General features: G+C 43.6%; 13 protein-coding genes. 5 read left to right on the top strand and 8 right to left on the bottom strand.

The features are described from left to right. Positions 1 to 270 precede the first annotated feature (270 nt). The 3 genes from FR741_RS20215 (at position 271) to FR741_RS20225 (ending at position 3,412) form a co-directional block, all read left to right on the top strand. On the top strand, positions 271 to 2,421 hold the full coding sequence (locus FR741_RS20215; protein WP_167427562.1) for a serine/threonine-protein kinase: 2,151 nt from the start codon (positions 271 to 273) through the stop codon (positions 2,419 to 2,421). 429 nt (positions 2,422 to 2,850) lie between these two features. Beyond that, positions 2,851 to 3,186 (top strand): Hpt domain-containing protein, encoded by a 336-nt coding sequence (locus FR741_RS20220; RefSeq protein ID WP_005395669.1) that lies wholly within the window; start codon positions 2,851 to 2,853, stop codon positions 3,184 to 3,186. Between the two features lie 34 nt (positions 3,187 to 3,220). Further along, positions 3,221 to 3,412: a hypothetical protein gene (locus FR741_RS20225; RefSeq protein WP_054868056.1), complete on the top strand. Its 192-nt coding sequence runs from the start codon at positions 3,221 to 3,223 to the stop codon at positions 3,410 to 3,412. 32 nt (positions 3,413 to 3,444) lie between these two features. Here the strand turns inward: FR741_RS20225 and FR741_RS20230 are convergent, their stop codons facing one another. The 4 genes from FR741_RS20230 to FR741_RS20245 all read right to left on the bottom strand — a co-directional run bounded on the left by FR741_RS20230 (position 3,445) and on the right by FR741_RS20245 (position 6,277). Further along, the gene (locus FR741_RS20230; protein ID WP_053808346.1) at positions 3,445 to 3,942 is read right to left on the bottom strand and encodes an ATP-binding protein; all 498 of its coding nucleotides are present in this window, start codon (positions 3,940 to 3,942) and stop codon (positions 3,445 to 3,447) included. Between the two features lie 23 nt (positions 3,943 to 3,965). Continuing rightward, on the bottom strand, positions 3,966 to 5,159 hold the full coding sequence (locus tag FR741_RS20235; RefSeq protein ID WP_167427563.1) for a PP2C family protein-serine/threonine phosphatase: 1,194 nt from the start codon (positions 5,157 to 5,159) through the stop codon (positions 3,966 to 3,968). Between the two features lie 29 nt (positions 5,160 to 5,188). After that, positions 5,189 to 5,449 carry a hypothetical protein gene (locus FR741_RS20240; RefSeq protein WP_005395662.1) on the bottom strand — a complete coding sequence of 87 codons (261 nt, stop codon included), beginning with the start codon at positions 5,447 to 5,449 and terminating at the stop codon, positions 5,189 to 5,191. Between the two features lie 213 nt (positions 5,450 to 5,662). Further along, positions 5,663 to 6,277 carry a glutathione S-transferase gene (locus tag FR741_RS20245; RefSeq protein WP_047009249.1) on the bottom strand — a complete coding sequence of 205 codons (615 nt, stop codon included), beginning with the start codon at positions 6,275 to 6,277 and terminating at the stop codon, positions 5,663 to 5,665. Between the two features lie 144 nt (positions 6,278 to 6,421). On the opposite strand from FR741_RS20245, the gene FR741_RS20250 reads away from it, so the two are divergent. Both FR741_RS20250 and FR741_RS20255 read left to right on the top strand, forming a co-directional pair. Continuing rightward, entirely contained in the window at positions 6,422 to 6,997 is a 576-nt protein-coding gene (locus FR741_RS20250) for a TetR/AcrR family transcriptional regulator (RefSeq protein ID WP_005395660.1), read from the top strand. Between the two features lies 1 nt (position 6,998). Continuing rightward, a complete protein-coding gene (locus FR741_RS20255) occupies positions 6,999 to 7,403 on the top strand; it encodes a PPC domain-containing DNA-binding protein (protein ID WP_054868037.1) in 405 nt (134 codons plus the stop codon). Positions 7,404 to 7,501: 98 nt separating this feature from the next. Here the strand turns inward: FR741_RS20255 and nirD are convergent, their stop codons facing one another. The 4 genes from nirD to FR741_RS20275 are packed head-to-tail and all read right to left on the bottom strand — an operon-like array spanning position 7,502 to position 12,181. Next, complete coding sequence (nirD, locus tag FR741_RS20260) at positions 7,502 to 7,837, bottom strand: nitrite reductase small subunit NirD (protein WP_167427564.1); 336 nt, start codon at positions 7,835 to 7,837, stop codon at positions 7,502 to 7,504. Next, on the bottom strand, positions 7,838 to 10,357 hold the full coding sequence (nirB, locus tag FR741_RS20265) for a nitrite reductase large subunit NirB (RefSeq protein ID WP_167427565.1): 2,520 nt from the start codon (positions 10,355 to 10,357) through the stop codon (positions 7,838 to 7,840). It lies immediately after the preceding gene. A 10-nt stretch (positions 10,358 to 10,367) separates the two neighbouring features. Next, positions 10,368 to 11,204, bottom strand: a complete 837-nt coding sequence (locus tag FR741_RS20270; protein WP_167427566.1) for an ABC transporter ATP-binding protein — start codon at positions 11,202 to 11,204, stop codon at positions 10,368 to 10,370. A gap of 11 nt (positions 11,205 to 11,215) precedes the next feature. Next, a complete protein-coding gene (locus FR741_RS20275) occupies positions 11,216 to 12,181 on the bottom strand; it encodes an ABC transporter permease (RefSeq protein ID WP_012842517.1) in 966 nt (321 codons plus the stop codon). Between the last annotated feature and the right edge of the window lie 54 nt (positions 12,182 to 12,235).

Consider the following 12,235-nt stretch of genomic DNA (forward strand, 5'->3'; position numbering starts at 1 on the left):
ATTATTAGTCACTTTCTTATTAACAGTAAGATTAATAAAAATCTTAAATCTGCCATTGAAAATCATGCACGGAATAATGAATCATTTTTTTATCAAAGCAATCACGTATTGTTCAACAATTTTAATTATCCAACCAAGTTCAAATTTTTGACACTTAGACTTTCATCAATAAAAAAACGAATGTTAGTTTGGCCGCGAAATTCTAACATAATGACTTTTCATTGAGCAGAAAGGTATATATTCCCCCATCATTTATACGGAGTTCTTGTGATGGAAGACAGCAATAAAAACAATTCTATAAATAATAATGATAGCGGAGACAAAACTAAAATTGTAAAGACTCAAAAACGAGACAATGCAATTCAATCAAATAAAGTTGCTAGCAATGAAGGCTCCGTTCAAAATAAAAATGAAACAAATACAAAACTGTCTCAAAAAGAAAACACTCCGTTAGTTAATAAGAAAGTAAACAATAAAAATAACACATCAAATAATGACAAAGATGTTATTAAAGAAAATTTAATAGGCAAAACTGTCAAAAATCGATATGAAATCGAGTCGGTTCTTGGCCATGGCGGACTTTGTGATGTTTATTTGGCAAAAGATAAGATATTAGAATCTTCAGGTTCAGAAGCCCCTTACGTAGCATTAAAGATTTTACAAAAAGAGTTTGCATCTCAACCAGAGACTGCACGCATGTTGATACGTGAAGCTCAGCAAACACAAAGATTAAGCCACCCTAATATTATTAGGGTTTTTGATTTTGGTGTCGATGGCGAAATATATTTCTTAGTGATGGAATATATTAACGGGGAAACATTAGAGAATTTAATACAACGATCTAGGCCACATGGGCTGAAGTTTAACGCAACTTTATCGATTCTAAATCAGGTACTTGACGCGCTGTCTTACGCCCATTCACTTGGTGTCGTGCATGCCGATTTAAAGCCCGCTAACGTCATTTTAACGTCTGAAGGTAATGTTAAATTACTCGACTTTGGTGTATCTAAAACTCATCAATTAAAGCAAGATCAATACGCAGCTAAACGTAAATCCGAAAATGTGGAGACTCTTGGCTATACTCCAAACTACGCATCGCTCAACTTGTTGTCGGGTAAAGAACCAAACTTAAGCGACGATATGTTTGCGCTATTTTGTATTGCTTACGAGTTATTGAGTTGCAAGCATCCTTATTCAAGAACTCCTGTTAATGAAGCTCTCAAAAAGAAAATGAAGGTCTCGAAACCTGCTAATATGCCAGCATCTAAGTGGCCTATCTTTGCACGCGTGTTTTCAACTGGCATCATCCCCAAAGACCTTACCCCAGATCAGTTAAAACAAAAGTTGAACATGCGATATTGGCCTATCGTTAGCGGTGTAGCTGCAAGCGTACTATTGGTTACCGGAATCGTATTTGGCTATCAACAACAACAAGAAACCATCTCTGATTTAGAAATAGCGATTAACAAGCAAAATGATCAGATTAATGGGCAGGAATGGTTGCTTGATACACCGCCAGAAAAAAGCTTGTCACTGATTAATAGTGAGAAAAACTTACACCCGGTGATTAAAGCTGGCTTACTACGACAGCACAAGAGCTACCTTCTAAGTGAGTTTGAATCTGAGATTGATCAGGTTCTGAATTCTGATGCTAACAACTATCCAAATTATGATGAAATCGAGTCTGTACTAAACAAAGCAAAAGCCTACTACCCTGACTCACATAAAATTGAAGTTCTGGCGTTAGATATTCAATCAAGCAAGCACTCAACATTGCTTTCGATAGCCAGACAAATCAATAGCCAACTGGAAAAGTCTCGATACAGTAAAGAAGAAGACAGTAAGTCCATCTATGAACTGAAAGATGAGTTAAATCAAATTCATCAGGATTACCCATTTACACCAAGCTCATTATCTAGCGATGTTTTTGGTAAACACCTAACTGAAGCACTCAAAAATAAAGATGCTGCAGCACTTGTTGCGCTAATTAAGGTTGGGAATACTTTCTTCTCAAACGTTGAAGAGCATCAAAACAACTTAAAAATAAGCAACGCGATGAAAGATGCAGTCCTCGAGATGAAACTGTATGAGACCGCGCTAGACTCTAACGATCCTCTACCATTTCCGGACGAGGCTGCTCGAATTTTGTTCCAAGAGGAATTTGAAAACTTCTATTACCGCCTAGAAAAGGCAAGAACAACAACTCACCTCGATAACTTAGTGAAAGATGTTGATCAGTTTTCGAAGAACTTTCCTATCGGTTTTCAAGATATTAACGATTTGAGATTCAAAACTGCAGATAAATACCTGCGCTTCTCCGACATACTGCTCAATAAGAGAAGGACCACAAGCGCAAGGCGCGCAATGAAGAAAGCGAACGAGTTAATGAGGCAGGTAGAACAGGACTCCAAGCAAAGCTAATTGTACAAAAGGGGCGCAAGGCCCCTTTTTTGCGTCAAGCTACTTGCCATTATGCAACTAGGTTGCTAGCTTGTATTTGTACTCGATTAGGAGAGTTGACCTTGACTGAAGGAATAGTCAAAGTTGGCGAGCGCTTGGCTTACTTGTTTGATGATTGCTTTAAACTAGGTAGACAAGACTGTTCCCAACCCAGCATTTTATTTGGAACCCACTATCACGTAACTTGTGTTGCCACGACACGAGTGCAAAATGCTTTGCACAAAAGATTAGATCATAGACACTTGTATATAAGGCAAAGTGTACCGAACAATAACTTTGTTTTTATGAGTCTAGCTCAAGTGATAAGCACACTGTTCAGCGCTCAACTCCCCCCACTTCAACATTCCTATCCGATACATTTTTCTACCTCGCGGTTAGTCAGAGGTAAACATGATTAATTTTGATGTTCTCAATAAATACATGGAGAACGACGTAGATCTTATCGTCACCGTTTTTTCCACATACTTAGAAGACCACGCCAATGACATACAGCGTATCAATGAGTTGTACGCAAACAAATGTTGGCCGGAACTCTACTTATTGGCTCACAGTCTAAAGGGCATTCTAGAGAGCTTTGGTGAAGAAACCGCTGTCATTGTTTTCACAAAAATAGAAGCAGAAACAAGAAACGATAACGAGCCAGATAGCTCAGATATAGCTATAGTTACTAAAGAGCTAGCTGCCATTAATCAACAAATCTTTGCTTACTTGAAGAATATGCAATAAAACAAATTAAGGCTTAACTGGGGGAAATATGGCAATGAACAATAGCAATTTCAAGGAGCTGATTGAGTCTCTCAAAGACTTAACGCCAACTCAAAAGAGGTACTTGCTTAGTCGTACAAAGATGGCGTTAGATGATGAGAGCAATATGCTAAACATCAGTGATATCCTGACACCAGAAGAGTTGGAAGCATTATTGTCGCCTTCACCAACCACAAATACAAAATAACAATAATATACAACGTAACCGTCAGATTAACGCTAGGGACCAGGTGGGGTGAATAGATCTTGCTTGGTTGTTAGTTTTTCTCCGTTCTTCTTCACTAAAACAAACGTGTTTTTTCCAATCTCTTTTTCTAACTTGAACTGGTCAGATAATTGAGCGACTAACATCAGTCCACGACCTGAAGCAGACCAACTATCATCATCCATTAAGTTAGGAGCCTCAATCTGTTTATTTTTATGTTGGTTGAATGTCATTTCATTGATTGACGCTCCGTAGTCAGAAACCCTAAGTTCAATGAAATCTGACATTTGGTCACATCTAATCCTACACTCCACGTCTATCGGCTTGCCTTCAATTTCACTGTAAGAATGGATGTAAGCATTGTTCATAAGCTCAACAACACAAAGCTCCAACGACTGAGCCGTACTTAACGATACTTGATTATCCATTAAAAACTTAGCAACCTCTTTGCTCGCACTTCGAGAGCGAGTAAGGGATCCGCCGTAAGTTCGTTTAAACTCGCTCTGGAACATTCTTTTCCTTTATCCCTAGGCTATCAGCCACGCCACCTTACTTGTAAAAGACTCGCATCATCATCAAACTCATCTTTGTTCTGCCAAGATTGTACTTGTTCAAAGACACATCTAGCCTGCACTTCTGCTTCTAATTGCGAAGTACAAACAGCTTTTATACTTGATGCCAACCTTTGTACTGAATACATCGCCTCGCCTCTCCTCGCTTCTACCAAACCATCCGAATAAAGCCATACTACATCCCCCTCACTCAGAATAATTTGATTATCAACGTACTCCATCGGCTGCAAAGCGCCAATCATAAAGTTGTCTTCACCCGCCAGCTCTGTAGTTTCGGTGCTCGCTCGCCAAACAAGGAATTTAGGATGACCAGCAGTACAATAGCGAAGTTGTCCTGATTCTGTATTAAGAATGGCATAAACCATAGTGAAATAAAGCTGACTGTTTCTAGTTTGCTGATACCGTCGGTTTAGCCGATCAATAACGGCTGCTGGTTCACTGATACAGTAGTCGCCATCTCTTAGCTCCATGGTTATCGAATCAGGTCCCAGATTTTGAGATAACGTCTGTTGGATAGAAAAAGCCATCAAAGCAGACGAAACACCATGACCTGAAACATCGAAAACATAAAATGCGACATGTTGTTCATCAAGCTCAAAATACCCCAACATGTCACCACCAATCTGGGAGCACGGTTTGTAGGCGTAACTAAATTGCATGTTCTGGATCGACGACTCCGCTGGGAGTAGTTGCTCCATCAGGTGACTAGCAGACTGTAAATCTTGATGGATCATTCGATAGGCTGCATCTAACTCTTTATTTCTCTCAACGAGTTTGTTATGCAGTTCTAAAGTACGAAACCCCGCGCGGATTCTGGCCTGAAGTTCCTCTACAGACGTCTTCTTATCCACAAAGTCATCTGCGCCAGCATCGATGCCTTTCACGATCGAGCTTTGGTCATTTCTAGAGGACAATAAAACAAAGAAAATGTAACGTTCGCTAACTTGTGATTTTAATTGCCGACACAGCTCAATACCATTAATGCCAGGCATCATTAAGTCACTAAGTACAAACTGAATATCTTTGCGATAAGTCAGCACTTCAAGTGCGGATTGTCCGTCTTCAACAGCAATAACTTCATATCCCTGCTTTTCTAATGCACTGCTGATATAAAGTAGTACTGTTTTACTGTCATCGACCAAAAGAATGGATTTCATTCGCCTCCTTAAGACGGTAGTCGGGCACGCTAACGTAGAACACTAGTCACTGATTGCTCATTTCTAAAACGACTATAATCTTCAGCTAATAACTGGTGTTGATATCGAGTGTAAGACAGCGCCTCATTGGAGATTAATATCTGATGCTCTTTCTCTATTAACTGACTTTGCAGTTTTTCAATCTGTTCATTCTGCTGTGTGTTATTGAGGTACAGCGCGACGAGACCAAAGACCGAAACCATTAAAAGAGCAATAAGAACATTATTGATAGTTTTAACTTGAATACGCATGACCTTTCCTTGTCTATTAATAGACTTCCCACTATGAAAAGAACGTCTACAGACTAAGAGCGCTAGGCTCTAAAACGCATTGAAGCCCATTGAGGTTGTTTTTCCAATTATAGGCGATAGGAGACAAAATAAGAAAAAAGCTGAAGAATTTGAATATCCTTGTGAATTCGAAAGGCAATAGCAGCGAGCAATGATCTACTCGCTGCTGGTACATCAACTTAGAAATGCAGGCCGAGCTGAAACTTGCTCATACCAACGCGCAATGTTTGGTGCAGTAGTAAACACATCGATTTCTAGGCCTTTAATTGCAAAACCAATCAAAATAAAGCCTGTAATATCGACGATAGTAAAATGGTCAGCGGCAATGAACTCGCTTTCACCAAGTCGCTTATCTAACAACGGTAAAAACTCTTGCACGCGTTGCTTGGACTCTTCGCCCCACTCTTTAACACAACGCTCTCTATCTTCATAGATAGCTGTGATGTTTCTAAATGCTTGAAACGCAGCATACAGACCTTGAAACTCCACCACGCGATGCCACATTTCCACTTGCGCGCGCTCAAGTTGGTTTGCCCCAAACAGAGCTAAATTATTTTCAAACGCTTCATCCAGATAACGACAAATTGCGACGCTCTCACAAATCGTCGTGCCATCTTCAAGCTCAAGCAATGGCACTTTTCCATTGACGCTTTTTTGCTTGAAATCTTCCGCTAGATTTTCGCCGTCACGCACATTTAAAGCGATGCGTTCAACATCGCCACCAATTTCCTTTAAAAAAATGCTAACTCGCTTACAACTTGGAGTTATCGCGGTTTCGTAGAGCTTCATTTTATATCCTTTTTCTTTTTCTAACCGATTGGTTAGGATATACTGTAGCCAGTTTATAAACGATCAGTCAAGAACTTCATTTCCCAAAAGTTGATCAATAAGTTTAGGAGTGGTTTGAGAAAAACCGCTCAGGTAGGTACGCATATGGCAAGAAAAGCCAACTTCGATCGAGAAGAAAAACTATTAGTCGCTATGGACGTTTTTTGGCGCAAAGGTTTCGCTAATACATCCATTTCTGATCTCACCGACGAGTTGAACATCAACCGCTTCAGTCTTTACAACACCTACGGTGACAAGCAACAGCTCTACTACGAAGCGCTCGATACTTACTTGAAAAAGGTCTCGCTACCGTCACTGAATGATTTGGAAAAAGACGACGCGTCTTTACCCGAGTTGGAATCGTTCCTTAAATCTTTTGCTGAGCTGCAACGCAAACGCAACTGTGGGTGTTTTATTCAAAATGCGTTGATTGAGCACGCTGGCGAAGACGATGACGTACTGCGCAAAGGGCATTTCTTATTTGACCATCTTATCGACATCATTGCGGATGCGCTGACTAATGCGCAGAAAGAAACCTTAGTGCCCAAAACGCTTAAGCCAGAAGAGCTCGCTCGTTTTGTTCTCAACAACATGCAAGGTATGCGCGTACTTGGCAAAGCCAAACGTTATGCAGACTTGGATACGGCGCTTTCCTGCTTGCTGGTTTTAATTAGGAAGTAATATGTCGATTGAAGTGATAGCAGTTCGTCTTACCAAAGGCATGGACTTAAAGCTGAGCCTAGCGAAATTGGTCGAGAAGCACGGTATCAAAGCAGGCTCGATTGCCTCATGCGTTGGCTGTGTCTCTGACCTCAATCTTCGTTTGGCAGGTGCAGAGTGTACGTTAACCAAACAAGAGCCATTTGAAATCGTCTCTGTGATGGGAACACTGACGCCTGAACATCAGCACGTTCATATCTCGGTGTCTGATCGTGATGGACGAGTCTGGGGCGGGCATTTAATGGAAGGCACGGTTATAGACACCACCGCAGAATTGATCATCCATTCTTATCCAGAACTTGAGTTTACCAGAGCGATGGACGACTCGACTGGCTATACCGAGCTACAAGTGAATTCTTGCAAATAGTCAAAAGCTCCAGAGCCACACTGTGCTGTCTCTGGAGCCTTATTCGCTTGTCTCTTACGCCAATAATTTATTCATATCGAGCAAGCTAATTTCGAGGATCATTCTTCGACTAAATAACAAACCTGATTATCGTCGACCGTTACTTGCCACGTTTTTAGACAGTGCGCATCGTCTTCCAAACACTGCCCACTCTTTAAGCTGAAGTGCTGTTTATATAGTGGTGATGCAACACACATCTCACCATCAATATCGCCGACAATCCCTCGACTCATCACGTAAGCCTTGCCTATTGGGTCCCAATCTTGAACGGCGTAAACACCGCTATCAGGAATGCAGAATAACGCGACATGCTCGCCTTCGATTAACACAGTGGCACCAATGAACGGCATTAAGTCATCAAGCTGACACAGTTTCACTTTGGTTACAGCTGCCATTTACACCTCCTGTTTCACTGGAATACGCTGACCGCGCACACGCTGGTACGGTAAGACTTTGCTGCCCGACGTACTGTTCAAGAAAGGACGGAAGCGTTGCAGTTTCTGAGGATTACCCAGAGTGCTCTTCCACTCACATTGATAGGTATCTACGACTCGTGCCATTTGTTCATCCAAAGAATCACATAGGTTCAGAGAGTCATCCAGAATAACTTGTTTAAGGTAATTTAAGCCCCCTTCCATGTTCTCCATCCACACTGACGTACGCTGCAAGCGATCAGCGGTGCTGACGTAGAACATCAATACTCGGTCGATCATGGTGATCAACTCAGATTTGGATAAGTCAGATGCAAACAAATCAGCGTGTCTTGGTCTCATGCCGCCATTACCGCAAACGTATAGATTCCAGCCGTTTTCAGTGGCGATCACCCCAATGTCTTTACTTTGCGCTTCTGCACACTCGCGAGTACAGCCCGATACGGCAAACTTAAGCTTATGGGGCGCTCGCAATCCTTTGTAGCGGTTCTCTAACTCAATGGCTAATCCGACCGAGTCATCAACACCATAACGACACCAAGTAGAACCCACGCACGATTTCACGGTGCGCACCGATTTGCCGTAGGCGTGCCCTGTTTCAAAACCAGCATCAATTAAGGTTTGCCAGATTTCAGGAAGCTGTTCTAACTGCGCACCAAATAAATCCACGCGCTGACCGCCAGTGATCTTGGTGTACAGATCGTACTGCTGAGCGACTTCACCTAGTACGATAAGTTTGTCTGGTGTGATTTCGCCGCCCGGAACACGAGGTACAATAGAGTAAGAACCATCTTTTTGCAGGTTCGCCATAAAGGCATCGTTAGAATCTTGCAGAGATTGATGCTGTGGCTCCATGATGTGTTCATTCCACAAAGAAGCAAATACAGATGCTGCTGTCGGCTTACAGATATCACACCCATGCCCTTTACCATGCAGTGCAATTAAGGTGTCGAAGTCTTTGATTTGTTCCACTTGGCAAATATGGAACATCTCTTGGCGACTTAACTCAAAGTGCTCACAAAGGTGGTTGTTAACCTCTACCCCCATGGCTGCCAATTGAGTATCCAATACCGACTTCACCATATTGCTACACCCACCACAGCCAGTACCGGCTTTGGTGTTTGCTTTAAGGTCCGTCAGGTTGGTGGTGCCAGCTTGTATCTCGGCAACTAAGTCACCTTTTGTGACGTTGTGACAAGAACAGATAATGGCGCTGTCTGGCATCTCTCCATCAAGCATTCCGGTATCAAACAGCAGGTTCGCCGCGTGGTCTGGCAGGACCGTTTTGTTCAAATAACACTGTAGGAGCGCATCGTAGTCGCTGTTGTCACCGACGAGAATCGCACCAAGTAATTGGGTACCACTCGCATCAACTACCAGCTTTTTGTAGATGCCTGCGACCGCATCTTGCAAGACCATTTCTTGTGCGCCTTCGGTTTGCATTTGTGCATCGCCGATAGACGCCACATCCACCCCAAGCAGCTTGAGTTTGGTACTCATGTCTGCACCTTTAAAACCTTCGCTTGGCATCCCAGTCAAGACATCGGCAGTGGTTCTCGCCATGGTGTAACCGGGTGCGACTAAACCAAAGATCTTCTGCTCCCAAAGAGCACATTCGCCAATCGCGTAAATATTCTCATCGCTGGTTTGGCATTGGTTGTTGATCACAATGCCGCCTCGCTCGCCTACTTCTAGCTCTGCCAGTCTTGCCAACTCATCTTGAGGGCGAATCCCTGCGGAAAAGACAATCACATCCACTTCGAGAGGATCTTTGTCTTTAAACACCATACGATGCTTAGCCGTTTCACCACCGCAGATTCGCTCCGTCCCCGTTGAGGTATGCACGGTTAGCCCTAGCGCTTCAATCTTCTCTTTTAGCACCAAGCCAGCACCATCATCTAACTGCACGGGCATCAGGCGGGGAGCAAATTCAATAACGTGAGTTTCTAGCCCCAATAGTTTGAGTGCATTTGCCGCCTCTAAACCCAATAAGCCACCGCCAATTACTGCGCCTGTTTTTGCGCCTTCACATGCTTTTTTGATTTGTGAAAGATCATCAAGCGTACGGTAGACAAACACGTTGTCGCGATCTTTACCTTCAATTGGCGGCACAAATGGGTAGGAACCGGTCGCGAGCACAAGTTGGTCGTAACCCAGCACATCTTCACCATCAAGCAGAATACGCTTTTGCTCTCTGTCGATGCCTGTTACTTGGCTGCCAAGTACGAGTTGGATGCCATGCATGTCGTACCATTCTTGGTTACTCAGCATCAAATCATCATGGGACTTACCCGCAAATAAAGAAGAGAGTTGTACACGGTCATACGCGATAAAACGCTCCGCACCAATAACGGTAATTCGGTGCTCCAAATGCGCGTTTTTCTGCACTAATTGCTCGACGAGGTGTTGCCCGACCATACCGTTGCCTACCACAACGATGTGGCTCAATGCGTTCTTTACTGGAATCGTTAAAGGACTGTTCATCGCTGCCTCCTTATGCCGTTTGCGCTGCGGTTTTGGGCTTGTCTTCTTTCGAAGCAGGAATCTCGACTTTGGATTGCTTCTCGTAAAGGAACTTCAGCACCGCTTGTCGACACTTCTGATACTGCACATCATCCGCCAGTGCCACACGCTCACGAGGGCGCGGTAGATTCACTTCTAACACTTCTCCAATGGTTGCTGCCGGTCCGTTAGTCATCATCACGATTTTGTCGGATAGCAACACCGCTTCATCCACGTCATGGGTAATCATGATGACGGTGTTGTTTAGCTCGGCTTGGATCTTCATCAATGCATCCTGTAAGTGCGCACGTGTTAACGCATCCAACGCGCCAAATGGTTCATCCATCAGCAAAACCTTTGGTTGAAGTGCCAGTGCTCTGGCGATGCCGACTCGCTGTTTCATACCACCCGATATTTCATCCGGCTTTTTGTGCGCGGCATGCTGCATTTGAATCAACTCCAAGTAGTTATTCACTTGTTCCTGAATCCACGCTTTGCCCTTTTTGCCGGCAATTTGTTTTACTGCGAGCTCAACGTTTTGATACACGGTGAGCCAAGGCAATAATGAATGGTTTTGGAACACCACTGCGCGGTCTGGTCCCGGTCCAGCTACTTCTCGTCCATCGACGATCACGCCACCGTCTGTTGGCATGTGTAGCCCTGCGACTAAGTTCAATACCGTTGATTTACCGCAACCAGAGTGACCAATCAGCGATACAAACTCACCTTTATTGATTTGTAAATCGACGTTCTTAAGCGCGATGAACTCGCTATCTGGCGTTGGGAATCGCATCCCTAAACGCGTTAGATCTAATAATGCTTTTTCCATGATCGTTTCCCTTATCTCAACGCTTGTTGTTTATTCCAAGACAGCCACTTTTGAAGTTGCAGCATGCCTCTATCGAGCATCAAACCGATAAAACCAATGGTGATGACTGCCACCATGATGCGCCCCAATGATGCTGAACTGCCGTTCTGGAACTCATCCCAAACGAACTTGCCTAACCCTGGGTTCTGCGCGAGCATCTCTGCCGCAATCAATACCATCCAAGCGATACCTAAAGAGAGACGTAAACCTGTGAAGATCATTGGAATGGCAGAAGGTAAAACGATGGTGCGTATGTGCTGCCACCACGAAAGTTGGAGCACTTTGCTCACGTTGATTAAGTCTTTATCAACGCTTGTTACACCCACAGCAGTGTTAATCAGCGTCGGCCATAAGCTACACAGCGCCACTGTGATCAGAGAGTTAATGAACGACTTAGCAAACATCGGGTCATCACTCACATAAGTGGCACTCACCACCATGGTAACGATGGGTAGCCAAGCTAAAGGTGATACGGGCTTGAGCAGTTGAATGATTGGGTTAAAGGCTTGATACAGCCCTTGATTAAGACCAAGCACGATGCCAAGTGGAATCGCGATAACCGTCGCCAGCAAAAAGCCCGCTGTCACAGTCACTAAGCTCGTCACAATTTGGTCGAAGAACGTAGGCTTACCTGTGTAAGGACGAATCTTCACTTCGGCGTCCGGATTCTTGGCTAACTTCGCAGCATTGCGCTTTTCCTGACGCTCGATAAACGCTTGTTCCTTTTCTCGCTCTTGCCAATGGTCATCGACAAGGTTGCTGAACTGCTGAAAAGTTTGCACAGGTCCCGGTAGCGTACCTAATGAGGTTTGCACTTCTCTCGCTGCTAAGTGCCACATTGCCAAAAAGATCAGCAAGCCAATGACGGGCAAAAGCACCAACCGACTTCGGTTCACTACCTGCTTAGCAGGAAATAGGGAAATGACATTACTAGACATACTCACTCCTAAGAAATTTACATCCTTGTTGCCACAAGCGAATCTCCTCGCCTG

The organism is Vibrio diabolicus, from assembly GCF_011801455.1.
Lineage (GTDB): Bacteria > Pseudomonadota > Gammaproteobacteria > Enterobacterales > Vibrionaceae > Vibrio > Vibrio diabolicus.

Excerpts from the sequence above, each read along its gene's own strand:
- FR741_RS20215 (WP_167427562.1), top strand. The coding sequence starts at position 271 with ATGGAAGACAGCAATAAAAACAATTCTATAAATAATAATGATAGCGGA.
- FR741_RS20220 (WP_005395669.1), top strand. The coding sequence starts at position 2,851 with ATGATTAATTTTGATGTTCTCAATAAATACATGGAGAACGACGTAGAT.
- FR741_RS20225 (WP_054868056.1), top strand. The coding sequence starts at position 3,221 with ATGAACAATAGCAATTTCAAGGAGCTGATTGAGTCTCTCAAAGACTTA.
- FR741_RS20230 (WP_053808346.1), bottom strand. The coding sequence starts at position 3,942 with ATGTTCCAGAGCGAGTTTAAACGAACTTACGGCGGATCCCTTACTCGC.
- FR741_RS20235 (WP_167427563.1), bottom strand. The coding sequence starts at position 5,159 with ATGAAATCCATTCTTTTGGTCGATGACAGTAAAACAGTACTACTTTAT.
- FR741_RS20240 (WP_005395662.1), bottom strand. The coding sequence starts at position 5,449 with ATGCGTATTCAAGTTAAAACTATCAATAATGTTCTTATTGCTCTTTTA.
- FR741_RS20245 (WP_047009249.1), bottom strand. The coding sequence starts at position 6,277 with ATGAAGCTCTACGAAACCGCGATAACTCCAAGTTGTAAGCGAGTTAGC.
- FR741_RS20250 (WP_005395660.1), top strand. The coding sequence starts at position 6,422 with ATGGCAAGAAAAGCCAACTTCGATCGAGAAGAAAAACTATTAGTCGCT.
- FR741_RS20255 (WP_054868037.1), top strand. The coding sequence starts at position 6,999 with ATGTCGATTGAAGTGATAGCAGTTCGTCTTACCAAAGGCATGGACTTA.
- nirD (WP_167427564.1), bottom strand. The coding sequence starts at position 7,837 with ATGGCAGCTGTAACCAAAGTGAAACTGTGTCAGCTTGATGACTTAATG.
- nirB (WP_167427565.1), bottom strand. The coding sequence starts at position 10,357 with ATGAACAGTCCTTTAACGATTCCAGTAAAGAACGCATTGAGCCACATC.
- FR741_RS20270 (WP_167427566.1), bottom strand. The coding sequence starts at position 11,204 with ATGGAAAAAGCATTATTAGATCTAACGCGTTTAGGGATGCGATTCCCA.
- FR741_RS20275 (WP_012842517.1), bottom strand. The coding sequence starts at position 12,181 with ATGTCTAGTAATGTCATTTCCCTATTTCCTGCTAAGCAGGTAGTGAAC.